Below are 24,839 nucleotides of genomic sequence, written 5' to 3'. Positions count from 1 at the left end.
GGCAACCCGATTCAATACGCGAAGCGCCCTCGTATTCGGCGGCCGATGTGGCCCGGCGTGTTCGCGTGCGATTGGAGTCCTTGCCCCATCCGAAAGGTCAACTCCGTCTTGAGCTTCAAACTGGCATTTGTGCTGCCTGCCCAGAGGGAGCTTGAACGGCGATCGGAGTACTGACGTGAGAGGGCCGACTGCGTCTCAACGCAATGAAAATTCCTGTCGGTAACCAGACCGAATTCCCCGATTGGTCATCCGTGGCTGTCGGGATGGCCGATTTGACGAGCGGTCACGTCCGCGCTGGTGGTGTAAGAAACGGCCATCGCGTGATCCGGTCTGATGCTATGCGGCGATCGGGGCCCCCGGAATAGCCCCGGCAGGCTTCCTCGGGGGGCCACGACGTGCTGGTTGGGGCCCTGGAAGCCGCCGTGGTCGCCGGAGATGAAGCGCGGGCCGACGTAGACGGCGCCGGACGGGCCATTGATGGGCAGTCTGTCAGGCCAGGGCTGGACACCGTGTGCCCAAGTGTGGTCAAGGGCGAGGAGTTGCAGGACTGCGTGCAACTTCCTCGAAGTGCGAGTGCAAACGAAGCAGCACCTCGGCGTCGAGGGCGGCGTAGGTCACCTGGCTCTCGGTGAGAGGTCGCCGGGTCCAATCCCCGGCCTGTTCCCTCTTATCGAGCTCTATGCCGAGTTCACGCGCGCAGACTTCGCGAAGGCTGTGGCCCCTAGCGGCGGGGCGGAGCCGGCGCGACACGTCGCGTGTATCCAGCACGGCGTCTAGGGCGAAACCGTGCCGGCCGAGGACCTCGCGTTCGAATGAGGCGTAGTGGATCAGCTTCGTCGTCTCGGCGCTCGCGAGCAGCCGGCCGAGAGGCTCCAGATCGGGAAGCTCGAGCGCGTCGATGAGGTAGGTCGCCTCCCGGCCCGCCACCTGAATCAGGCAGAGCGTGCGCTTCGCGAGTGTGGTTTCGACGTCGAGGCCGACGACGGGTTCGGACACCAGCGCGGCGACGGCTGCCTCGAGTTGCGGCAGCGTGCGTACCCAGATCAGCGGTCGGTCATTCTCTCGACGCAGGAGGGGCAGCTCCGCTAGGGCCCCCTCGAGCTGGGCGACGCGCTCTGCGTCGCCATGTGTAAGAGTCCGAACGCCATCAGGCAAGCGAGGTAGACCGGTGTCCGTCCCCGAAAGCCATCGCCAAGCACCGCCGACGTCGAGCAGGTAGCTGGCGACCACCTCGCGCTCGACCCACGGCGGCATCAGCGGTTGGAACTTGCTGAGGCGATAGCTCGGGAGCGATTCGGCGACCTCTGACCAGAGGCGGTCGTTCTCCCAGAACTCGGGCTCGGCAAGACTGGTGAGCACATCGCGGAACCGGTGCCTATCAAGATCCTCACCCCGCACCTTGATCGAGAAGTTGTCAGGGATGACCTTCCAATCTCCCCCGACCGCTTCAAGCGCGTACCGAAGCGTCGCGTTGATGCGTCCTCCCGCGAAGGTCCACCAGCGAATCTCCCCATCGTCGAACTCCATGCCTCCACGTGGGGAGTCGATGACCTCGCGCACGGAATCGCGATGCTCGGCGAGCACCGCCCATGCCGCGTCGTCGAGGTAGGGAAAGCGCTCATCGCTCAGGAGCGCCGACAGAATGCGCTGGCAGACGTCGAAGCTGAGAAACTGCGGGAGGAAGCCGCCCCAGGTGGGCTGGCGTCCACGGGGAGCCGATTCGACGACCACGCGGCGATCCTCGTGCCGTACCTGAAGGACGGCCCATGCGCGTCCCCCGAGCAGGAAGCTGCTGACGCCATCGACGAGTCGGTCGACGAAGGCCTGGTTCAACGAGCCGAGTGGCTGGCCGCCGGCGGTTTGTACCGTGTAGGTTTGCGGGCTTGAGAAGACCGCGAAAAGCTCCATGAAGTTCTTGCGCCCGAAACGGCGTTCCGCTTTTGGCCCGAGGACCAGCCGGCCCCCTACGAGCCGCAATGCGCCGTCTCGTACCATCCATTTCAGTAGACGGTCGTATTCGGCCCGGTGAATTCCTTGGAAGTCCGGTACGTGCGCCAGGTGCTCCCAGGCGTCGTCGGCGGCGATCCCGTCAGTCGCCAGCGCCATAGCAAGCAGCTGGTGTATAAGCACCGGCCAGCAGCGGCGCTCTACCTCGACCGCTTCGACCCAGCCGGCCTTGGCCAGCTCGACCAAGGCGATGGCCTGCAGTACGCCCTCGGTCGTCTGACAGAAGAACGTGGTGTTGGCTGCTTGCCCCGCTCGCCGCCCCGTTCGCCCCATGCGCTGCAGGAACGAACTCACGGTGTCAGGCGCTTCCGCCTGCAGGACCCGATCGAGGTTGCCGACGTCGATGCCCAGCTCTAGGGTGGAGGTGCACACGATGCAGGCGTCGCTGCCGTGATGAAAGCGCTCCTCAGCGATCTGGCGCTCTTCCCGAGAAACTGCGCTGTGGTGGACGAACACGGCGGTGCCGTCGCGCCTCATGTACTCGGCGACCGCCTCGGTGGTGGAGCGGGACTGGCAGAAGAATAGGGTCTTCTGCCCCGTCGCGATGCGCGCCGCGTCACGGGAAAGCTCTGCGAGATTCTGGCGATGGGCGACCAGGAGCTGCCGACGCCCCGGTTGCTTCGGAGGGCTGACCACGCGTCCCGGGCGATCCGATGTGCCCTGAAGCCATGTGAGAATCGCCTCTGGGTTGCCAACCGTCGCGGACAGCCCCACGCGCTGGACATCATGCTTGGAAATGCGCGCCAGGCGTTCGAGCACACTCATCAAGTGGGCGCCCCGGTCGGAACCGGCCAACGCGTGAACCTCATCGATGACCACGGTCCGCAGATCCGCGAAGAGCTTGTACTCGTCCACGCGCGGCGACACCAGCATCACTTCGAGCGATTCCGGCGTCGTCATCAGGAGCTCGGAAGGCTCCCTGAGAAACTGACGGCGGGGATGGTCCGGCGTGTCGCCGTGCCACACGAAGCGCCGTAGGCCGACCATCTCGGTGTAGAGCCCGAGCCGGTCAGCCTGGTTGTTCAGCAGCGCCTTGATGGGCGCGACGTAGAGTGCACCCACCCCTTCCGGCTCGTTCTCGACCATTTGAGAAAGGGTCGGGAACATCGACGCTTCGGTCTTGCCGCCGGCGGTGGGTGCCAAGATGACCGCGTTGTCGCCAGCAAGCAGTGCCTCACCCGCCTCTTCCTGCACCGGACGCAGGCTCGACCAACCGAGCCGGGAGACGATCGCCTGTTGCAGGCGCGGTGCGAAGCGGGCGAAGACGCTCACCACACATCCTCGGTCGGCACCAACCCGTCCGCCTCGTCATCGAGGTCGACGAGTCGAGCGCCGGAAAGGACGTACTGCTCCTCAGTGCTGAGCTCCTTGGCCTGAAACCCGTACTCAGACATGGGCTCGTAGTCCGCATGTTCCTCGACCAGGTCGAGCTGGGTGACGAACTCGCGCAGGAACTGGCGCGGGACCACGCCGACGTCGCCCTTGAAGCCCGCGGTCACCTCCGCCACCAGCCGCTCCACGAAGGCCGTGCTGATCTTTTGGTCGAGGCGGCCACGGTCCGACGTGGGGAACAGCTCACGAAGACGAAGGGCGACCGACCGAAGCCGATCGGCGTCGAAGGGGACAAGCTCGAGCTGGGCCTGTCGCAAGCTGGCGAAGCGGCCCTGCTTCAGGAAACGGATCCGGTCGTGAAGCGGGGCGAGGCCAGCAACGCCATGCCGCGTGTCGAAGAATTCCGGGGTGCCCGTGAAGACCCACGCCATGCCCGGATAGCTGCCAGCTGCGTCGGCAATCTGCCGAATCCCGTTCAGCGACTTGTGCCGCGAGTCCGAGCGCATGCGGAGGATGGTTTCGGCCTCGTCGATGACAATGATGAGCCCCGCGTACCCGGCAGCCTTCACGATCTCGAGCACTCCCCGCAGGTAGTCGAGGGCATCGCGGCTCTCAATGTCCCCCTTGATGCCTGCAGCCTTCTTGGCCGATGCGGCGACGTTGCCGCTGCCGCACAGCCAGGAGATGAGAGCTCCTGCCTCCGCGACGTCACCCTTCTGCTTCAGCTCGAAGATGGTCTGAATGACGCGAACGAAGTCCTGGGGCGCTTGACCGCCCGTCATGGCCGCCAAGTCTTCGTCGAGGCGCTTCTGCACCTTGGCGTCGAAGGCGGGGTCCGAGTCGTCCTCTCCGGCCGCGACGAGGCTTTCCTCCACGCGGCCAATCCACCTGTCGAGGACGTCGCTCAGGGCTCCTCGTGAGCACGACGCGGTCCCGAGCTCGGTCAGCACCTTGCGATACACATCGTCGAATCGGTGGAACTTGAGATCATTGTCGGATACCACGACGAAGCTGGTCGCGAATCCCCGAGCCTGCGCATCAAGCAATGCAAGGCGCGCCATGAACGTTTTGCCGCAACCGTAGCCGCCGCGGAGGAACTTGACGGTGCCCTCGCCGCTCTTCGCGAGCTCCAGCTGTCGATGCAGTTCTCCGCGTTGCTTCTCGATGCCGACGGCGAACGCGTCGATTCCCCGCTCGGGCACGAGGCCTTTGCGTAGCGACTCGAAGACGTGCTCGACGTCCTTCTGGGTCAGTGTGCTCATCCGCTTCCCTCACGTACGTATCGCTTCACTCCGGCCACGACGGCGATGCGCACGTCGAAGGGGGCCTTCTGGGCATACGCCTCGAACTGGATGGCGAAGCGCCGCAGGCCACGCGGACCGCCCAGCATCGCGGCGGCCTCGTTCTCCGTGACCGTGCCGTGCGCCGCCAAGTGCTCGAACACCTGCCGGACCCCCGCCTCGGGGAACTGCTCGAGCCAGCTCGCACTGCCCGCCCCGACGCTCGCTGCTGGTGCGGGCGGTGGTGACGATGGCGCCCGCGTCGCCGTGACCGCGAAGCGCGCATCCGGTACGCACGGCACCACGTCCGCCACAGCGCTCGGATGGTGGATCTCGATGAGCGCCCGCGCGTCGACGGCTCCGGAGAGTCGGAAGAAGAGCTCGAAGCGTTCACCGACGGTCGCGACGACCACGCCGCCCGCGATCCGCGCCTTGCCGCGTGTCTGGCAAAGCTCGACCTGAACGCCCTCGACGTCAGGGACCCGCAGCGCAAGCTCGACATCCCTTGGGCTTCCGAAGTCCAACGACCGCTGCTCGAGAACCTCGACCTTAGCTTCGATGCAGTGCATCCCAGCCACGCCCTCGCTGGCCTCGGCTTTCATGCCGTACTGCACGCTGCTCCCGCCGGCCGCCGTGCGATGCACCACGGTCAGCACCGGGATGACGCGTTCTTGCAGGCTGTTGCCGCCGTGGACAAAACTCATGGACCGCCGGCCGGTATCGAAGACCGCCGTGGTCTCCGGGAACATCACGTGCCCGTTCACCCCCTCGTAGCGGAGGTTCGCCAGCGCGACCCTGACCTCTCCCGCGTGATCCGCCGCCACGGGCGAGAAGACATGCCTTCGTTTCGGATCGATGCGACGACCATGGGCTTGGGCGGATGCGGCACTGTCGTCCAGCAAGAGGAAGCCGTGGTCGCTGGTGAAGACGAAACGACGCACGCCCGCATCTCGAAGCAGACGCCAAGCGGCGCGAAGCTTCTGCATGACGTGGTCGAACACGGCGGGGCCGACACCTTTCTCGCCGGCGTTGTCGATCTCCTGGCTGTGTACGACGACCAGGCGTGCTTGGGCGACCGAGCGCTTGAGCGAGGTGCTGTCGCGGCTGACCACCTCGTCGAGGGTGAGCCAAGGACACGTCCCACCGCCGACTCGGTCGTGCATGGCACGCTTGCGCGTTTCAGGGTCAGACACACGAAACTCGCCTGTCTGAAAGCCCTGAACCCCTCCGGTGTCGCCCGCCATCGAAACGTGCAGACGACCGTTCTTCTCGACGGGCGCCAGCACGTTCATGCCCACCTCGGTCACGGTGGGGAGCTCGGCAAGCCGGGGTTTGAGCAGCACGGTGGTGGCTGGGGTGCCTTCCAGCTGGCGGTAGAGCTCCTCGCCCATCTCGAACCGCAGGGCGTCGACGACGAAGTATGCGGTCGTTCCGGCTTCCTGGGTCAGCGGCTTGACCACCTCGTCGAAGAGAGTCCGCTGCTGTAGCGAAGCGTCTGCGAGGAAGCCATGTGCCTTGCAGAGCGCATTGAACTCGCGCGCCCAAGCATCGGCCCACACGCGCCAGGCGCGGCGCATCCCGTCGAGGCGCGTCCGCAGGGACTCGAACTCGGGCAGTTGCGGGTAGAGCAAGGCCACCCGCCGTTGCTCGAGCTGCCGATGCGCCTGATCGACGACGGCGCCGCGCTCCACGTAGGCGCTCACGGCGGATTCGAGGCCATCACTCGCGCCGACCCCCAGTCGTTCGCCCGCATGCGCGATGGTCTGGCCGAGACGGGCCGCGTCGCGGACGAGCTGCCAGGCGGACTGCCTCGTGGGATCGTCTCGAAGCCAGAACGAGGCGCTTGTGGGCGTGGTGTCCACGCGCAGCTCGGCCCATTCAGTAGCGAGGTCGTAGTTCGCGCGCTCGAGGGCTGCCAACGCAGCCTTGAGGACTTTGTCCTCTTCGAACCGGAACGTGTCGACTTTGCCGAGGTCTTCGGCCCGGGCCGCCTCGACCTCGTCGGCGAGCAGGGCCTCTGTCTCGTCGGCCGTCCGCTGGTAGAAGCCCGCGTGGCGCTCCCGGAGATGGGCCGCCACGGCGCGGCAGGTCTCGATGACCGGCCGCGGCAGGTCTGCGGCCTGAGCGAGATGTGTGCCAACGGGCGCACGTTTCAGATCGTCCACGTACTCCACGCAGAGCGCCCAGCTCGCGGCGGCGAACGCCACATCCTCGGCGCGCGGCCGCGAGGGTGGAAGCGTGGTATCGCGCCAGTAGCCCGGGAGGCCGACCCACGCCGCGAGACGTTCCCAGAGGGCATCCTCGTCGTCGAGTTGGCCGATGCGTTCCGCGACGAATCCCCCGGTGAGCAGATCGTCGAACACGGCCGTTGGTCTCATCGCCCGGAGCTGTGCTGCGATGCCGCCTTCGGCGTCGTCCAGGAGTGCACTCAGCCAGGCGTCGGCCCCCGCGAGCGTCATGTCGGGCTGCGCCTTGAACGAAGCGATCTGATCGGGGCGCACCCGTCCCGCGGCGGCCTCGGTAATGAGGGTGTCGAGCGCCTTCCGGTACCGCACCCCGGCCGCGTAGAGCTCGTAGAGCGGCGTGCTGCGCACGGTCTCCTCGGTGAAGCCCGGCAGGTGGATGACCAGCGGCACCTTCTCGGTTCCGGCAGCGACCCCGTCAAGCGCCATCATCAGCGACAGGTGGCTGCCTCGGAAGGCGTGGACCTCGTACGGCAGCGCACCGGAGTCACGCAGTGCCCTGAGGCGGTCGACGAACCCTCCGTAGTGCCCGGCCTGGTCAAGCCACACGACCACGCCCTGCCGGCGCACCCACGAGCGCAGGTCCGCCTCGAGGCTCGCAGACACGGGGCCGCCGAGCCCCGCCGTCGATGGCAGGGTTGCTGATGCCGTCGTCACGTAACGCCCTCCTCCCTCTCCTCAGCGTCGCCGTAGGCGTGCTCGTCCTGAACGTCCTCGTCATCGAATAGCTCGGCGGGCGGGACGAGGTTGGCGAGGAAGCCCTGGCGCTCGCGCACCTTCTCGGGGTACCTCGCCGCGAACGCAGCGCGTGCCTCGGTTTCGTCGGGGGCGAGGATGCGCAGCTCGGCGCCCTGCTTCTCGGCCAGACGCAGCTCCATGTCCCACAAGGCCTCGGCGTGGGCCGACCAGAGACCCATCTCGAGGATGCGCATCTCGGGGACGAGCCTCCGGCTCTTGCCACGTCCCATTCGCCGTACAGCCTCCTTCTCGATGGCTGCGAGGGCGGACTCGGGCTGGTCCCGCAAGAAGGCGTCGCGGTGGGGAGCGTCGCCAGTGTCGCCCAGGTCGCGACCGCCAGGGCGATAGGGCGGCTCCTCGATGCGGAAGTCACGGCCAATCTCGTCCTGGAGCCGCAGCTCCCAGGCCCAGGCGCGCTCGGGATGGTAGCGCCAGAAGCAGCCGTGAGCGACGCCGAGGCTCGGGTCCTGCCTGCACTTCTGGTCGACCCGGGTGGGCCAGTAGCGCATCGCCAGGTGGGCCCAGTCGTAGTCCTTGCGGCCGCTCGCGGTGGCCAGCTCCTTCCACCACTTCTTCGGGTCTTTCCACTGCGGCTCGAGCAGCGGCCACAACGCGGCGGAGTTGATCATCACGCCGTCGTCGAGGTCGAGGACGTAGCGGGCGTCCTGCTCGCGGGGAGGACACTTATTATCGGTCAGCGGCGCGCCCCGGTCGGCGCACTGCTCGACATCGGCGATGAAGGCCTGCAGCTCGTCCACGGCCTTGAGCACCCGGTCGTACTGCTTCTCTGCGGCGCGGGCGGCCTTCTTGTCAACGCCGGCGCGGGCGGCGCGCAGGTCGTTCAGCTCGCCGTCGAGGCGTGCGAGCGTCGGGACGAGGTGGTCGGCGAGCAGCACCCGCAGCGTCTGCTCATTCATGCGGTGGATGTTCAGCCAGGCGACAAAGGTTTTGCCCGATGAGGAGAGCGGCCAGTGGATAGGCCGGTTCTCGTACATGCCCTTGTGGACGTCCTTGAAGAAGTCGAGGGCGAGCCAATCGCGCAGGCCCCGCTTGGTGCCGATGGCCGGGCTGTACTCGGTCCAAGCGGCGTGCAAGGGCGCGGCGGCGGGGTGGCCGAGGCTGTCACGGCGATCCTCGGCGTCAAGGGTCCCGTCGAGGAACAGGATGCCGAGCGGCAGGGTCTGCGAGACGTCGGCGGTGGTCGGGTCCAGCACCCCCTTTCCCTCGGGGTCAAAGCGCCCGAGGGCCACGCCGAGGGCGAAGCTCAGGTGGTCGGCGGGGGGCTCGCGGTCGAGCTGTTCGACGTAATCGGGGAGCGGCGTGCCCTCGGGGCGGTCCACGGCGGCCTGGGCCCAATCCTGGGCGTGGCGCCAGGGTGAGGGGCCAGGTCGCCGAAACTCGACCGCGGGTTCGCGGTGGTATTCGTGGGAGGAGAAGGCCTTGTCAACGACCTCGAGAACCGCTCGCGCGTTCTCGACGGGGGCAATGGGGAGTTGTGCGACATCGCCTACGGTGAAGCTTAGGGTTGATGTCAAGTCCTCAACAACGGCCGCCGCGAGGGTGCGGTTCATGGCACACACGACTTCGTCCAAAGCCTCTGGGAAGACCGACGAGCCCTTGTCGCCAAAGATGCCTCGATAGCGATGCAGCCTCGCCCGGAATCGCTCACCGAGCATTGTGAACGCGATTCCGGCGGAAAAATACTTATCCTGACTTTGAATACGTCTCGACGAGCTTCCGTACTTGACCTCCTGGTCGACCTTCATCTCCAGGCCAAGCTGCTCCCACTGAACAACGTTTCTTAGGGGCTCAAACCACCCCAGTCCCTTGGCCCCCATGATGGTAGGCACCCATCCCGTTGGAAGGTTCGCCGCCGGAGGCTCATCCCATCGAGATGTAAGCTCGGTCTTCACCTCCCAAGGGCACCGCACGTATCGTGCATTGTTGGAAGTTGACATTCCGAGCCGAACTTGCCCAACGTCTTTGAGCTTGGGTGCGACGAGGTAGGCATCCAAGAACTCGTCGCTCCACCAATAGACGAGCGGATGCCCTGCTATGCCTGCCAGGCGGTCGGAGTCGAAGTCGTGCCTATTGGCGTGCGCAATCAGTGCAGCACGCTTCGCTTCTGGGAAGGAACCTGCACCAGATCCCACGCGGAGTCCGGTCTGAAAGCCGGCACCACGAGCGGAGCAACCCTTCATGGCGGTCCACAGTGCAACCGAGACGACGCCGCCGCTGATCTCACCAAAGGCCCCACGATCGACGTCGCCAACGACTCGAAGGGCGTTTTGCTGAAGTATCTTCCGTCGAAGTTGCTCCCATTGGCTCAGGAAGAGCCAGCTGCGCATCGCTACCATGGCAGTGAGGCCACCTGCCTTGCACAGCTGCAGCGCACGATCGATGAAGACCGAGTAAAGGTCGTACCGCGACAGCGGGTAACGCGTGTCTATGTAGGATGAATCCTGCAGCTTCTGCGAACCCTGGTACGGCGGATTAGCCACCACTAGGTCGTATACGCCCTCGCGCACCAGCCGCACGAAGCGCACGCCCGCCGCGAGCTGCTCGCCGCGCAGGCGCAGACCGAGGTCGTCGCCGCCAGTGTGCTTCGCCAGAAAGCCTTCCAGCCGATCGAGCAGGGTGGCCTTGGCCTCGTCGCGACCGATGGGGACGCGCTCCGGCTGTGGCTTGAAGCCGGCGAAGAGGTCACCCTGCTCCGGCTTGGCTCGTCCCAGCACGGCCTCGTGTCGCTCCAAGGCCTCATCCACCGCCGTGTCTACTTTGAGCAGACTGCCCAGGTGGTCGGCGCCGCGCAGGGCGTGGATCAGCGTGTCGGTCAGTCCGTCCGGGATGCCTGTCTCGCGCTCCACCTCGCGGCGCAGCTCGACTAGCGCCGGGTCGTCGTCGGCCAGGCTCGCGAGGCGTAGGTTCGACGCCACCAGGTTCAGCCGCTCGGGCCGGGCGTCGGGGGCCACCTGCCGGGCCTTGAGCCACAGGGCCGCGGCCGCGATCTGCACCGCCCGCGGGTCCAGGTCGATGCCGTGCAGGTTGTGGGACAAGATGCGTTCGACAATGGCCCGATCGGACCAGCGCTCCCCACCGGCCTCGCCCCGGTGCCGGGCTTCCTCGCGATAGAGCGCCACCAGCAGGTCGAGGGCCACGACCAGGAAATGCCCCGAGCCCACCGCGGGGTCGAGCAGCTTCAGCTCGCGCACGGTCTCGAGCGCCTGCGCCACGGCGTCCTCGGGGATCGGCTGCGGCACGTAGTAGGCCCAGCGGCGTTCAACGTCGGTGTGCAGCGGCATGAGGTCGGTGAGCGCGACCTCGCGCGACGCGCGCTTGGCCCGCCACTCGGCCCTCCGCTCTTCCAGGCGGTCGAGCGTGCCGTCGGCCTGAACCTCGGGCGTCCACCCGTGCTTCTGGCATATGGCCAGCCACATCGGCCCCAGGCAGTTCTGGAGCAGCCAGTCCACCATGTAGCGCTCGGTGAACATCTGGGTCTTGCTGGCGATCTCGTGCGGTTCGACTTTGCCGCCGCCGTTGAGCTTGTCGTCGAGCGCCTCGCGCTCGGGATCGTTCCAGTACTGGTAGACCCAGCCGACCGTCATGTCGTCGGTCCAGCAGCTTTCGAGCACCTCGGCGTTGAGGGCGTCGACGACATGGCGGAGTGTCGCAGCCGGAACGGGTACGAGGTCGGCCACCCCTGCCGGCCCGTAGAGACCGGGCAGCTCGGTGGCGAGATCCTCGAAGGCAAGATGCAAGAGGAAGGCATAGCCTTCGGTCTCATCGCCACGCACGAGCCCTGGCGCGAGCTGCCGGAGGTCCTTGTAGGCGCGGCTCTCCCAGCCACCGGTAACCACGGCGGGCGCGCGAAGCGGCTGGCCCGAGGGTCCCGGCGCCTCCATGAGCCGTAGCATCACCAGGCGATTCAGCAGGGTGTAAGCCGCCTGCTTTTCGGCCTCGCGGCGGAAGTCCTCCGCGGACCGGCCTCCCCTGGGTTTGGCGGCGCCCTGTGCTCGCAGCTGCTCGGCCACCCACGCCTCCAGCCGGCCGCGTCGGGCACGCGCAGCGTCGTCCAGCCCTGCGTCGCGGGTGTGCACCGAGAGCCGGTAGGCCGTCTCGGTGGCGGCGTGGAGGTCGTCGAGGAGGCGAGCGCGCAGGGACCGGATGGTTGCCGAGAGCGCGCGCTTGGCGTCGGAGGTCATGGGCATGGTCGTCCTCCGGTCACAGCAGCCGCACGCGCGCACCGGCGCGGACCTGCTCAAGCAGACGATTCTTGATCTCGTCGACGAGCGCCTGTACGTCGGCCTCCGTCGCCACCTCTCGATTACGCAGTTGCAGGTCGACCCGGGCGATGAGCGGCTTCTCGCCCTCGCTCAAGATCTCGTCGAGGAGGTCATTCGCTTGGTCCTCGGCACGCTGCAGCGCGAGCGCGAACGGGTCCTTCAGGGAGACGAGCGGTGGTGCAATTGCCTCGGTGGTGGTGTCAGTCACCGCTAGCGCGAGGGGTCGGAGCACGCGGTGTGCTTGCTCGCCCGTGAGGGTGCTGAAGCCGTCGCGCGCCTTCACGCGGGCCCGGGCCGTCTCCGCCTGCTGCTCTTGCCACTGAAGCAGCCGTTGCCTCTCGGCGAGGTAGCAGTTGCGGATCTCGGCGAGGTCCTCGTCGAGCGCACTGATGTCGCGCCAGGGCCGCTCGGCTTGGAGCTGGGCAGTGAGGCGCGTCGCGGCTGTCTCAACCTTGGTTGCCTCGACGCCGAGGTCCTTAAGCTGGGCTGCCTGGTACGTGAGCACGCCATGGGTGGCTGCGACGGCCCGAATGGCATCGACCGTGAGCTCCGCGTCGTAGAGCTGCAGGAGCTGGACGCCGTCTTGCAGCGTGTCGAGGTGCCTCTTGACCAGCTTGACGGTTGGCTTGGTCTGTCGGCAGGTGCGGATGCACTGCTCGAGTGCCTCGCCGAGCTTGCCAAACACGGCGGGCCCCTCAGGCGAGCCCGGGAGCTGATTGAGCCGGCCCTGTACGTCGCGGAGCTTCTGGGCGAGCTGCGGGAAGTGCTGGGCGACCGCGTCGGCGATGGCGTGGTCTTCGCGATCCATGCGGTGCCTGAGGCGCTCTTCGAAGAACCTGCAGATGCGTGCCCGCGCCTGGAAGCCAATGTCGTCTTCGCCGGCCGGAAAAATTGTTGTACGTCGGAAGGCACGATCCTTGTCGAAGAGGTCCCGCACTCCTGCATCGCGAATGGCGGTGATTTCATTGCCGCCATCGGGCTGCAGACGCACCTTGCCGGCGCGGAGCAGGCCTGCGACACAGGCCTTCACGACGTTCGCCGTGTAGCCGTAGGGTGGGCCGCCGAAGTGGGCGAGGAGCGTCGTCCCGCCCAGGCCCCCCTCGGATTCGATGTGCTCCTGGATGCGGTTTGCCACGACGCCGCTGCATGAGGGGACGTAGCGTCCGGAGTCGAGCTCTAGAATGCCGAGGTCGCCTGTGAGGAACTTGGGTGACGGGCCCGAGAGCTCGGCCTCGACGAGTTGAAGCAGTTCGGCAGGCTGGACCTGCGTGGGGATGAAGTGCGGGAACAGGTCTGGCAGCACCCGGGTGGCCATCGTGTGGAGCGCTGCGGCGAACGATGCGCCTTGCTCCTGGGGCGAGATGCCCCGACCTCGGAAGTACATCTTTCCGGCCATCCACGCCGCCGCAATGCCATCCCGCGCGAGCTTCTCGAGGTCCTCGGCGCGGTTCTCCTCCTGCTGGAGCAGGAGCTTGCGGGAGGGATTCAACGACTCACGGCGCGGCTTGTACTTTTTGACCATGGCTCGCGAGCGGTAGAGCTCGCGCGCGAGGTGGTCCACGTGGTCGATGTCGCCGCACAGCCAGACGAGGCGGTCGTGAAGTGGGGTCTCGCCGCTCTTCTTCACCCAGGTGCTCTCGGTGCGCTCCTCGCGGGCCAGGAAGCGAAAGTCGACACGGGCGGCGGCGTCGTCGCGCGGGTCGACGAGGTTGACGTCGTCCGCGCGGCGGCCGTCGGAGAACTGCCCCGCCCAAGGGAATGGCCGTCCTTGAAGTCGAGGGCGGTCCGGAGCGGCGAGGAGAAAGGTGAGCGCGTCCTGCACGATCTCGCTGATGGCCTCGCGCGCGACGCCGATGTCGCGGCGCTCACGCTCCCACTCTTCGCCGGCTGAGGACTGGACCTTGTAGCCGTGCTTCTCCGAGTAGCCGAGCAGGTTCCTGCGGCGCAGCTCCTCGAGCGCCTCGGTCACGGCAGCCACATGGTTGCCGCGGTCGACTCGGTCGTAGAGGCACTGGGCCACGAGTTTCGCATCGGTGGCCCGGGTGTCCTGAATGAGCTCGAGCAGTGCCACCGCCTTGGCCGCGCGCACCATGAGCCCGTCCGCATCATCGGTGCACTGGCTCAGCACGCGGGCCATCGACGCTTGCACGTCGGAGTCGAGCGCGGTGTGCTGAACTTCGTAGATCCGGTCGAGGGTCACGAGCGCGCCCACCGGCTGTTCGGCGAGCTTCTCGTCGCGGAACAGCTCACCGAGAAGCTGGAGCAGACCGCGGATGGCCTGGTCATCGCCCTGGGCCCGGGCCGAGCGTGTGCGCAGGGCGCTGGTGATCTGCAGAATCAGGTCGATCTGCCCGGGGAGCATCGGGTAGACCTCGACGAACTCCTCAGGGGTCACCGCCTCACAACCGTAGGCGTACAGCTTGAGGTCGGGCCGGTGGCTCTCGAAGAGCGCGCGTAGCTGTCCCTCGGCGTCGGGCCGCTTCTGCAGGAGTCGCTTATGGACGACGTCGCGGATGTTCGTGGCCGCCAGATGCACGCGGAGTTTTGGAGGGAAGCGGTCTTTCGCCCACACCAGGAAGGAGTCGTCCGCCTCCTCGTCGAGCTTCTGCTGCCCGAGCGCCAGCAGCCAGGCTTTGCCGCGGAGCGTGGAGCCGATGGCGGTCGCGAAGGCGCGCAGTCGGTCCACGCGGTCTTTGTTGGATAGAACGTATTGGGAGACCTCGTCGACAACGAGGAACAGCGTCGCGCGCGGGCGGCGGAACTGGAGCATGTCGCGGATGGCCGCGACGGCCTCCTCGGGCGAATCGGAGCGCGCATGGGTGCCGCCGCGGCTGGTGAACCAGCTCATGGGGTCGGTATACCGGTTGGGATACATCACGCTCATGACGAGCGAGAAGTCCTCCTCGGCCAACGCCTTGTCCTTAACGCCGGCCCACGGCGTGCCGAGTGTCTCCTGGGCCGTCTTCTCGAAGCGAGCCCACTCGCCGTCGCGCTCGAGGCGCAGCTCGAAGTCCGCCACGAGGGGCTCGGTGCTGCAGTAGTCGAGCCGTCGCTGGACCTGCCGAACGGTTGCGGCGTGGATGTGCTCGTTGTCTCGCGCGATGCCTCCGATGTCGAACACGACGGCCAGCGGATCGATCTTCTGGCGAAGAACACGCCACGCCTCGCGGAGCTCGGCAGACTTCGGCGACGTATCCCGCTGAAGCCACGCCTCCGCGAGCGAGCCTCCGTCCGGCAACGCGGCCCCATCGAGGGAGAGCCCGAGTAGCTTGGCGAAGCTCGACTTACCGGAGCCGTAGAAACCTGAGATCCAGGCGTTGGGGAGTTCGGGCCCACCTGCCTTATCGAGCTCCGCAGCGATGTTCGTGAGCAGCCGAACGTACTGCTCGTGGATGCCGCTCGGCACACGACGATGGTTCGGGTGGTCCTCGGGCCAGCCGCCGGTGATGATGTACTCGGAAACCTCGGCATCGAGCTTGTCCGCGCCCTGCTCGTGGAAATACACGACCGGCGGGATATCCCGCGTGACGTCAGAGAGAAAGAGGTCGCGAATCAGCATGTCGTCCCTCATGGATAGATCCGAGGCCGGTAGTCGTTGTCCGGATTGAGAATGCCCATGAACGAAAGCCCTGTCGGGCCTCGCCGCTCGCCGGGATAGAGCAGGACCACCGGCACATTTCGCGTCCTGCCGTCGAGGTGACGAAGAAGGGCTGATGATCGAATGAAGGGATACAGCGCGCCCGCGCGCCCGATGAGGGCCACCGTCCGGTCAACGGTGTCCGGGTGCTTGTCGGCGTACTCGCAGATCAGGCGGCTGCAGTCCGCCGCGATCCCGTCCGGCCCTTCGATGAGCGGCGAAAGCTTCGACTTCAGGTAGTTCAACCCGCGCTCCGGTTCGATCCCGGCCATGCGCTCTTCCATCTGCACGACACGGTCGACCCACTCCAAGCCCTGCGCTCTGACACGGTCGAGAAGAAGCTTCTCAAGGCTGATCGAAATGACCATCCAGCCGTTCGCCACGAGGTCTGCGGTCAAGCGCTGCACTTCGCCACGGAGCTTGAACTCATCGGGCGGGTCGTACTGCATGATCGCGAAGCGATAGTTGCGCATCGTGCTGATACGCGGGCCGTCCTCATGGATGAGATCTCGCCGCAGCGCGGCGAACGCCTCTTGTAGAGGAGTCTGTTGGAACAGGGGAAGAGTCACAGTGCAGCTCCAGCCAGGCTCGACTCGTCACTGCGGAGGTTGACGTCGGCCCACATCCGCAAGTCGCGCTGCCTCCAGCCGAAGTCGATGAGGTCACCCTGCCGCCTGAAAGCGAGCCCAGGGAGCCCGCGCAAGCGCTCCTCAAGGATGGCGCCCTCCAAGCCGACCGAACTCGTGTACGGGTTATCGAGGAGACTTCCCTCGAACTCCGTTTCACGCAGCAAGTACATGAGGTACTCGAGCGCTTCGTCCGGCACACGCGGCAGACCGACCGGGCGAGGGTCGCGGTTCGAGGCGACCAAACCAGCCGAGTACGCCGCGGAGAGCAACTTGCTGGCGAACTGGATTCGCATCGACATCGTCCAACGGCCGGGCCCTTGCTCTCCGACCCAGGCGACGACGAGATCGCGAGTCACCTCGGGCCGAGGCCCAGAGCGACGCTCGTTCAGATACGCTCCCGTGAATCGCCGATAGAAAGGATCGGTGAGTTGCAGGTGCCAGTGGCAGATGGCTCTGCGCGTGTCCGGCGACATGTGTTGCCAGCTGTGGAGCACGGCGAGCGCCGACGGAAACGCACTGAATCGGGCACGCATGTTGGTGAGAAGCACCTCGACGCGCGCCAGACTCCTAGCGCCAAACCAGTACTCGTCGAAGGCCCGCTGGGCGTTCACGTTGGTGGTCTCGTCGGCGTGCGCCCAGAAGGCTCGCGAGTCATCGAGCTCGAGGGCACACTTGGAGAGGCGCGTGTGCAGTTCCGTCGCCTCTCGTGGGCGGCCCGTCATGATGCTCTCCTGTAGTGGGGAAGCGGGTAGGTATCGGCCGCTGGGGCGAGCCCCGCGACGAGCTTCCGCACCCGTTGATCCAAGGCGGTCGGAGGGTTCCCCTTGAGTCGCCGTCCGACCGGTGAAGCCGCCGCATCAGCATCACCGTGGCCGACGACCCAGTCCCAGAATTGATCCCGGCACCAGCCGTCACTGACAACCGCTAGGCCCGGTAGCGCCTCGTCCGGCGCGCGGCCCGAACGCTTCAGATCCTGGAAGCGCTCCTCGATACGCTCGTCCAGCTCGAAACCCAGACTGAAGAGCGAGACGATTCGGTCAGGGTCGTGGTCCTGGCGCCGCAAGTCCGCGTCCATCCGTCGGGCAGCCTCTCTCGCGCCCTGAAGCACAGCCCAGCGCCAGGTGCCCGGCAACAGCCGGCGGAACAGATCCTCGCCCCCGTACTCGGAAACGAGGTCGGAGCGCCACCAACCAAGCCCGCGTTCTTCCCCCGTCTCGCCCGCCCACGCCACCACGAGCTGGGAGGTGAGCGCCGCGTCGATGTCCGACATCGGAATCGGCGCTCGTTCACTCCCTGTCGGTAGGTTCTCGACATCGAACATGCTCATGGCTCGACCTTCTCGTTGTCCGAGTCGGCCGCTCCACCCGCCTCAATCCAAGCATCGACCTGCGAGAGCTTGAACTTCCACAACCGGCCCACCCGGCACGCAGGCAGGGACTTCGACTCGATCCAGCGGTAGACCGTGTCCTTGGCAATGCCAAGGTGCTTCGCAACCTCCTCCACCGACACCCAGGGCTCGTGCTCGTTCATCATTCGGCTCCACAGGGCGCAGATGGGCTGTCGCTCACGCCCTCGTCAGACGCGGCAAGAACGTATCACGGAGGACAGGGAGCGTTAAAGATCGGCGCGGGTCGGCGAGACTCGGCTAATCCCGGTGAAGCATCTGCGCCCTCTCAGCTACCGCCGCGTCCCCTCGCTCCCGGTCCGCAGCGCCCGGTAGTCCTTCGAGAAGCAGGCCCTCGAGGAGCCGGACAGGACGCCGGCTCCGGTGTCGGCAAATGGGACGCGGTGCACGCCAAGATGTCATGTTGCTAGTCGACGCCACCTGCTCGCGGGTCAGCCGTGGGCACAGACAGCGAGAGTGGCTTCACGGGAGGCATCCGGAATAGGCGGATGCTCGACCCCGACGGCCGCCCCTCGGTCATCCAGCTCCTGCGCGCCTGGGCCCGACGCCACGTGCTACACCTGGTCCGCTGGGTCAGTTACCCGCACTCAGGCCGCCACACCACGCCGATCACGCGCCAGACCTGCTAACCGACGCACGGGAGCGCCGACTGGCCACGTGCCAGTACAACGAATCCGGCAACCCACCCGAACTGGGCCTTCCGCGCCGACGTCAATTTCTGCCCAAGAGCGCCGAGCTCAACACCTTAGCCGCCGCGCGATACCTCACCTTGCTGTAGGCAGGGGCTGCTCGTCGATGTAGCCATAATTGTCATTCTGGGCGAGCGGATGCCAGGTCTTCGTTCGCCATCCGGCGACATCGGTTGCCGCCGGGTCGCTCGGCCGGCTCTACGGCGACGGCATTGGCGTGACGGTCCTGGCTATCCCAGCTTTGCCATCGCAGAGTGCATGACTACCGCGCCCATGCGGCAACGCGTCCGCAAGCCAGTATCGGCGGTCGCCTGGCGGATGTCAGCAACAGGATTCAGGATCCGAGTTCTACGGTGGCGTACGGTTCCCACACGTACATGCCCTCGTCCCGGTTGAGGACGATGAGCTGGCACGAGGTGATCAGGGCATCCGCGCTGATCTTCGGAGCGGAGGAGAGTGCCTCGATGAGCGGCGCCGCGGGACCGTCGGTGTTGGTGTAGGCAAGGCTGAGGTGAGGGTTGTAGGGGTCGGCGGCCTCGGGTACGCGGTCCTGGCCCCAGACGTCGGCGATGGCGGCACGGATGGCGGCGCGGAGTTGCCGCACGGGCTCGATCGGGTCGACAGCGATCTGGATGGACTCAGGATCGACGTGGGGGGTGCCGATGGTGAGCTTGAAGGGTGACAGGCGCGAGCAGCGGTCACTGGCGGCGGCCACCATGGCGTCGACGTCGTCGGTGGCGACGTCCTGGACGAAGCCGATGCCCTGCATCGTGAGGTGAAGCCATCGGTTCGGAATGACGTCGAGGCTGGGCTGCGAGGACAGCAGGGACCGGTACTGGTCAGCGAGCTTCTCGACCTCGGGCTGTCCGTCAAAGGTGATGTGCCAGGTGTAGAAGCGGGAGCCGATGCCCCAACCCGGTCGCCAGTACCAGTGATCACGGATATCGGTGGCGTGCGGGACTGCCATGGGTTCTCCAGGTTCAGGGAAGTTGCCGGGCGGCGCCGGTGGCGCAGAACTCGGTGATGGCTGCTTGGACATTGCGGGCCTCAATGCTCGCGCGCAGTGACGGATTGCCGGCGATGTTGCGCCCGACGCCACGCAGGCGGTGCACCAGCGGGTCGAGCCGCTGTTCGGGTGGCAGAGCGAGCACCGGCGACAGGACCGAGACCGCGCCGTCGAGGCTGCCGGCTTTGAGATGTGCTGCGGCGGCCCAGATGCGGATCTGGGCGAGCGTGCCGTAGGCGATCGAGGGATCCGCGGCGGCTTCCGTCAGGGCGTGCTCGGCATGTTCGATGGCGTTGGCGGCCTCGCCGATGCGGAGCAGCACTGATCCAGCGTAGTTGTGTTGGCGTACCGTGCCGCAGGCCAGAAGGCCCCCCACCGGGTCGCGGCTTGCCTGTTGGCGGGCCTCCTCGGCCCGTTGCAGTGCTGCCCGTGCCGGCTCGACGGCGCCGATCTCCGCCCACGCGTCCGCTTCCTGGCACGCCAGCATGACCGCCGCGCTGCCTTCGGCGGCATGGCCGTAGCCGCGCACGGCGGCGTTGGCCGCGTCTTCGAACCGCCGCTCCCACAGGTGGGTCTTACTGATCGTGGAGAGAACCCAGGCGCGGAGGGTGTTGTCGCGGACGGTCTCGGCGCACATCCAGGCGGTGCGTGCCTGGGACTCGGCCGCCGCCGGGTGGCCGAGATCGCCGGCCATCCAGGCGAGCAGTGTGCAGAGGTAGCCCGCCCAGGTGTAGAGCTCCCGAGACTGATCAGGGTTCTGACGCCCGGTCTGCAGAAGGCGGAATACGCGGTCGGCCAGGAGCCCGGCCCGCGCGTAGACGACGACGGGCGGCTCGGTCAGGTAGTCGACGGCGATCCTGCGGGTGGAGGCGGCGACATCGTCGAGGGTGAAGGGCCCGACGTTGGAGGCTTGCGCCCATGCGCCGAAGCTCGCCGTGCGTTCTGCCATCGCTATCACCAGTTCCGTCTCGTCCTGCAGAGCGCCCAGGTCCCACCGCAGCGGCTCAGCCGTCGCGCCAGGCGGTGCTGAGGATGCGACCGATGGTGCCGGCATCGGGGCGACGCTCCTGCCGCTCAGCACCACTCGGTCTGCTTCCGGCATAGCGGTCAGGTCGTCGAGGTCGACCAGACTGCTCGGTTCGGTACCGAAGACCTGCGCCAGTGCGTTCAAGGCGCCCAAGGTGGGCCGACGACCCCCGAAGGGCCACCGCTCGTAGTCGCTGATCCGCGCCCCGGTGAACGTCGCCGAACCGTTTCCTTTGGCGTTCAGCCGCTCGGCTACCGCGTCCTGGGTCCAACCATGGGCCTGGCGGAAGGCATCCCGGGGGCGCAGCCCGAAGCGGCGCTGCAGCTCGCCCGCGATGGCTGTGGGTGTCGCTCCGAAACCGGCCAGTGTCTGGCGTACGTGATCACGCTGCGCCTTGGTGCCCGTCGTCCTCGCCATCGCGGTCACCTCCTACGTACGGCCTCCTGTCGCACGGTATCGCCCCTCTCATCGGAATCGGTACGGGGCGCGACGAGGCCACCGGCCCAGGGGTGAGGAGGCAGCAACTAATTGATCAAGGTTTGTGCAGGTCGGGGACGCGCACGGGTGGGGGGAAATCTCACCACCACTGGGGATCCATTCACATGGATGAGCTGGCAAGCTTGCCGAGCCGGATCACCGTCGGTCCGGATGTAGCCACCGTTGGTGATGAATGAAGTGGCTGCCACAGCAACGCCAACCGCGGATGCCCCTCCCCGTCGGGTCGTTGACGACCACACGGCAGGCGTCTCTCCGCACCCTGCTCGCGCTTCTCATCCTCGTGAGGATTACCGATGACAACCTCGAACGACCTGGCCCGCTACGGCTATCAGCAGGAACTCAGCCGCCAGCTCCGGTTTCGGGACCTCCTGGCCTACGGCCTTGTGTACATGGTGCCGATCGCGCCCATGGCGATCTTCGGCAGCGTCTACGTCGGCTCCGGTGGCATGGTGGCCCTCGCCTACGCCATCGGTGTGGTGGCGCTGGTGTTCACCGCGTTCTCGTACGCGCAGATGGTCAAGGCGTTCCCCATGTCAGGCAGCGTCTACAACTACGCCGGTCGGGGTATCAGCCCGCCGGTCGGGTTCCTCGCCGGCTGGGTAATCCTCCTCGACTACGTCCTCGTGCCGGGTCTGCTGTACCTGGTGGCGTCGGTGGCGATGCACTCCACCGTGCCCGCGGTGCCGGTGTGGCTGTGGCTGCTCGGGTTCGTCGCGGTCAACACGATCGTCAACTCGGTCGGCATCCGCATGACGGCGGTGGTGACCCGGGTGATGCTCGTCGGTGAGCTGATCGTTTTGGCGGTGTTCCTAGCGGTCGCCGGCTGGGCCCTCGCCTCCGGTAAGGGCCGGCTCAGCTGGGACGCGTTCTACAACGCCGACACCTTCACCTGGTCCCTCGTCGCGGGCGCGGTGTCGATCGCGGTGCTGTCATTCCTCGGCTTCGACGGCATCTCCATGCTGGCGGAGGAGACCCGTGACGGCGCCCGGCAGATCGGCCGGGCGATGGCGGCCGTGCTCGTCCTGGCCGGGGTGTTGTTCATCACGCAGACGTGGTTGGCGGCGATGCTCGTGCCCAACCCCGGCGGGCTGCTGGCCGAGGGCGACGTGAACGGCACCGCCTTCTACGACGCCGCCGCGGTGGCCGGCGGAGGCTGGCTGGCGACGGTGTGCGCGGTGGCGACGGCGATCGCGTGGGGGCTGCCGAACTCGATGGTCGCGCAGGTCGCCACGTCTCGGCTGCTGTACGCGATGGCCCGCGACCGGCAACTCCCCGCGTTCCTGGCGAAGGTGTCGGTGCGCCGCAGCGTGCCGATCAACGCGACCTTGCTCACCGGCGTCGTGTCCCTCGCCCTGGGCTTGTACATGGCGACCCGGGCGGATGGCATCACGCTGTTGTCGTCGCTGATCAACTTCGGGGCGATGGTGGCGTTCCTGGTCCTGCACGTCTCCGTGGTCGTTCACCACCTGATCCGCCGTCGCAGCGGCAACTGGTTCGCGCACCTGCTCATGCCCGGAATTGGGTTCGTGATCCTCGCCTACGTGGTGGTGAACGCCAACATCGCCGCCCAGCGCCTCGGCCTGGCCTGGCTAGGCCTCGGCGTGCTGGTCCTGGCCGGCCTGTACCTGACCGGCCGCCGGCCGGTGTTGTCCGGCCTGGCCCCCACCCAGACCGTCGGGCGTGACATGGAGCGGGTGTGATCGCGATGAGTCACTTCACCTACCGTCCCGCCCGCGACGAGTTGGCCTACACCTTCGGTGGACGCCTGCCGGTGGCCCACGTCCGCTCCGGCGACCTGTTCGCCGTGCACACCGAGGACTGCTTCGGCGGCCTGGTGCGGGGGCGTGCGGACCTGCCGTCGCAGGTGTGTCAGATGCCTTACCTGAACCCGGTGTCGGGGCCGTTCTTCGTCGAGGACGCCGAGCCCGGCGACACCCTCGCCGTGCACCTCGTGTCGATCGAGCCGGCCCGCGACTGGGGTGTGTCGGCGACGTTCCCCTACTTCGGGGCACTCACGTCGACCTCGCACACCGCCACCCTGCAGCCGCCGCTGGACGAGCGGGTGTGGGTGTACGACATCGACGGGCACGCGGGCGTCGTCCGGTACCGGGCCACCGCCAGTGACCACATGGTCGAGCTGCCGCTGGATCCGATGATCGGCACCATCGGCGTCGCCCCAGGTGGCATGGAGTCCCGGTCCACGATCGTCCCGGACTACTACGGCGGGAACCTCGACACCCCGGAACTGCGCGCCGGGACCACCCTGTATCTCGGAGTGAACATGCACGGGGCGATGCTCGCCCTCGGCGACGGACACGCCCGCCAAGGCCACGGCGAAGTCTGCGGTGTCGGCGTGGAGATCGCCACCGTCACCACCCTCGCCGTCGAGGTCATCAAGGGTACCGACACCGCCTGGCCGCGTCTGGAAACCGACACGGCGATCATGTCGGTCGGCTGCGCCCGCCCGCTGGAGGACGCCTACCGCATGGCCCACCAGGACCTCACCGGCTGGACCGTCGACCTGTGCGGCCTGCACACGCTGGATGCCTATCAGCTCATCTCGCAGGCCGGGCGAGCGCCCATCGGCAACGTCTGCGACCCCAACTACACCGTTCTGGCGGCCATCGACAAAGCCGTGCTCCCGCAGCGGCAGGCTGCCTACCGCGACGCGCACGCCCGGCTGCGGGCCCTTGCCGCCGTGCAGGGATAGGGGCCTGGGATGACCGCGTCGATACCCCACCTGTCGCTGCGCGACGAGCTGTTCCTGCTCGGGCACCACGACGACACCGGCCAGTCGCACCTGCACCGCCAAGCCCTGGCCCTCGGCATGGCCGGCGCAGTGCTGATCGACCTGTTCCTCGCCGGACGGATCACCCTCGACTCCTACGCCGAGCATCCGGCTGCGGACTGGTGGCTACGCCTGAACTCCGACCAGCCGGTCGGTGACCTGATTGCCGACACTGCCCTCGCCGCGATCCGCTACTCCCGTGCGACTCCGACGGTGAAGGCATTTCTGCGTAGCTTCGCCGACGACCTGTATGAGCGCACCCGCGCCGGACTCGTCGCCGCTGGGATCCTGCGCCACACCGCCCGCCGCCGCCTCGGCGGCCTGGTCCGCGCCGACGCCTACCTCGCCACCGACACCAAATGGGCCGTCATCGCCCGCGCCCGCCTGCGCTACCTCGCCGCCGGCCGCGAACAACCGGACAACCACACCGCCGCCCTCGCCGGACTCGTCGCCGTCCTCGGCCTCGCCGACCACCTCTACCTCGACGACGACACCGCCACCCTCACCGCCCATCTGAAGACCATCGCCGCCCAGCACCACCGCCCCGTCCGGGAAATCACCGCCGCCGTCGACGCCGCGATCGGTGACCTCGCCACCGCCACCTACCGATAATCCGCCGAGAGGGACGACAACACCGTGGACTCCAGCATTCGTATCCGCGCAGCTCGCTGGACAGACAGACCGTCGCCGCGTTGATCACCGACACGCTGCACCCCAGCCCGCTCGCCGGCTGGCTGGTACCGGACGCGGCGCAGCGCCGCCGGGTGCTGACCGACGTCGTCGCGGTGTGGGTGGAGCACGCGATGGTCTTCGGCGACGTACACCTCACCGCCGCCATCGTCGGCTTTCACCGCTACCGACCGATCCCACCACCGGCCAACTACCCGACCCGCCTCGTGGAGGCCGCCGGAGCACACGCTGAGCGCTTCACCGCCCTTGAGGGCCTGATCGCACAGCAGCAGCCCACCGAACCGCACTACCACCTGGCGCTGCTCGCCGTATCCCCAACGCGGCAGAAGACCGGCTGCGGCAGCGCCCTGCTCAGCCATCACCGCGCCCGCATCGACCGCATCGACCTGCCCTCCTGGACCACCGTCCCCGCCGAAGCGGAACGCCTGCTCACCCGCTACGGGTACAAGCTTCGCCCGCCCCTCACCGTGCCGAACGGGCCGAGCCTGCACCCCATGCGCCGCAACCCACACCACGCCAGCAGAACCATGCCGACCAACTCCGCGCGCTCGATCGGTGACCGCTGGCATGACCAGCACGCCTAGCCC

General features: G+C 67.2%; 15 protein-coding genes. 4 read left to right on the top strand and 11 right to left on the bottom strand.

Annotated features, from left to right (window positions below; all coding sequences use genetic code 11):
• Positions 1-525: 525 nt before the first annotated feature.
• The 11 genes from LQ51_RS12865 to LQ51_RS12810 form a co-directional block, all read right to left on the bottom strand.
• Entirely contained in the window at positions 526-3,279 is a 2,754-nt protein-coding gene (locus LQ51_RS12865) for a DEAD/DEAH box helicase (protein ID WP_046565616.1), read from the bottom strand.
• Positions 3,276-4,601 carry a BREX system ATP-binding protein BrxD gene (gene brxD, locus LQ51_RS12860; RefSeq protein ID WP_046565482.1) on the bottom strand — a complete coding sequence of 442 codons (1,326 nt, stop codon included), beginning with the start codon at positions 4,599-4,601 and terminating at the stop codon, positions 3,276-3,278. The genes LQ51_RS12865 and brxD overlap by 4 nt, the downstream gene beginning before the upstream one ends.
• Positions 4,598-7,519 carry a BREX-6 system phosphatase PglZ gene (gene pglZ / locus LQ51_RS12855; RefSeq protein WP_156313071.1) on the bottom strand — a complete coding sequence of 974 codons (2,922 nt, stop codon included), beginning with the start codon at positions 7,517-7,519 and terminating at the stop codon, positions 4,598-4,600. The genes brxD and pglZ overlap by 4 nt, the downstream gene beginning before the upstream one ends.
• The gene (gene pglX, locus LQ51_RS12850; RefSeq protein WP_082159408.1) at positions 7,516-11,802 is read right to left on the bottom strand and encodes a BREX-6 system adenine-specific DNA-methyltransferase PglX; all 4,287 of its coding nucleotides are present in this window, start codon (positions 11,800-11,802) and stop codon (positions 7,516-7,518) included. The genes pglZ and pglX overlap by 4 nt, the downstream gene beginning before the upstream one ends.
• A gap of 19 nt (positions 11,803-11,821) precedes the next feature.
• On the bottom strand, positions 11,822-15,454 hold the full coding sequence (gene brxC, locus LQ51_RS12845; RefSeq protein WP_197087687.1) for a BREX system P-loop protein BrxC: 3,633 nt from the start codon (positions 15,452-15,454) through the stop codon (positions 11,822-11,824).
• Positions 15,451-16,089, bottom strand: coding sequence for a DUF1788 domain-containing protein (locus LQ51_RS12840; RefSeq protein WP_046565478.1), 639 nt, complete (start codon positions 16,087-16,089; stop codon positions 15,451-15,453). The genes brxC and LQ51_RS12840 overlap by 4 nt, the downstream gene beginning before the upstream one ends.
• Positions 16,086-16,871, bottom strand: a complete 786-nt coding sequence (locus LQ51_RS12835; RefSeq protein ID WP_046565476.1) for a hypothetical protein — start codon at positions 16,869-16,871, stop codon at positions 16,086-16,088. The genes LQ51_RS12840 and LQ51_RS12835 overlap by 4 nt, the downstream gene beginning before the upstream one ends.
• Complete coding sequence (gene brxE / locus LQ51_RS12830) at positions 16,868-17,476, bottom strand: BREX-6 system BrxE protein (protein ID WP_197087685.1); 609 nt, start codon at positions 17,474-17,476, stop codon at positions 16,868-16,870. The genes LQ51_RS12835 and brxE overlap by 4 nt, the downstream gene beginning before the upstream one ends.
• Positions 17,473-17,694 carry a helix-turn-helix domain-containing protein gene (locus tag LQ51_RS12825; protein WP_369799851.1) on the bottom strand — a complete coding sequence of 74 codons (222 nt, stop codon included), beginning with the start codon at positions 17,692-17,694 and terminating at the stop codon, positions 17,473-17,475. The genes brxE and LQ51_RS12825 overlap by 4 nt, the downstream gene beginning before the upstream one ends.
• A gap of 883 nt (positions 17,695-18,577) precedes the next feature.
• On the bottom strand, positions 18,578-19,210 hold the full coding sequence (locus tag LQ51_RS12815) for a 2'-5' RNA ligase family protein (RefSeq protein WP_046565467.1): 633 nt from the start codon (positions 19,208-19,210) through the stop codon (positions 18,578-18,580).
• Positions 19,211-19,223: 13 nt separating this feature from the next.
• On the bottom strand, positions 19,224-20,693 hold the full coding sequence (locus tag LQ51_RS12810) for a helix-turn-helix domain-containing protein (protein ID WP_156313070.1): 1,470 nt from the start codon (positions 20,691-20,693) through the stop codon (positions 19,224-19,226).
• Between the two features lie 374 nt (positions 20,694-21,067).
• On the opposite strand from LQ51_RS12810, the gene LQ51_RS12805 reads away from it, so the two are divergent.
• From LQ51_RS12805 to LQ51_RS12790, 4 genes are all read left to right on the top strand, one after another.
• Complete coding sequence (locus tag LQ51_RS12805; RefSeq protein WP_046565465.1) at positions 21,068-22,474, top strand: APC family permease; 1,407 nt, start codon at positions 21,068-21,070, stop codon at positions 22,472-22,474.
• 5 nt (positions 22,475-22,479) lie between these two features.
• A complete protein-coding gene (locus LQ51_RS12800) occupies positions 22,480-23,484 on the top strand; it encodes an acetamidase/formamidase family protein (protein WP_369799850.1) in 1,005 nt (334 codons plus the stop codon).
• A 9-nt stretch (positions 23,485-23,493) separates the two neighbouring features.
• The gene (locus tag LQ51_RS12795; RefSeq protein WP_046565461.1) at positions 23,494-24,174 is read left to right on the top strand and encodes a GOLPH3/VPS74 family protein; all 681 of its coding nucleotides are present in this window, start codon (positions 23,494-23,496) and stop codon (positions 24,172-24,174) included.
• Positions 24,175-24,254: 80 nt separating this feature from the next.
• Positions 24,255-24,836, top strand: coding sequence for a GNAT family N-acetyltransferase (locus LQ51_RS12790; RefSeq protein ID WP_231605729.1), 582 nt, complete (start codon positions 24,255-24,257; stop codon positions 24,834-24,836).
• Positions 24,837-24,839: the final 3 nt, after the last annotated feature.

This window comes from Micromonospora sp. HK10 (assembly GCF_000982955.1).
GTDB lineage: Bacteria > Actinomycetota > Actinomycetes > Mycobacteriales > Micromonosporaceae > Micromonospora.
Note: the sequence above shows the minus strand (reverse complement) of the source record. Positions and strands in the feature narration are given on the sequence as shown.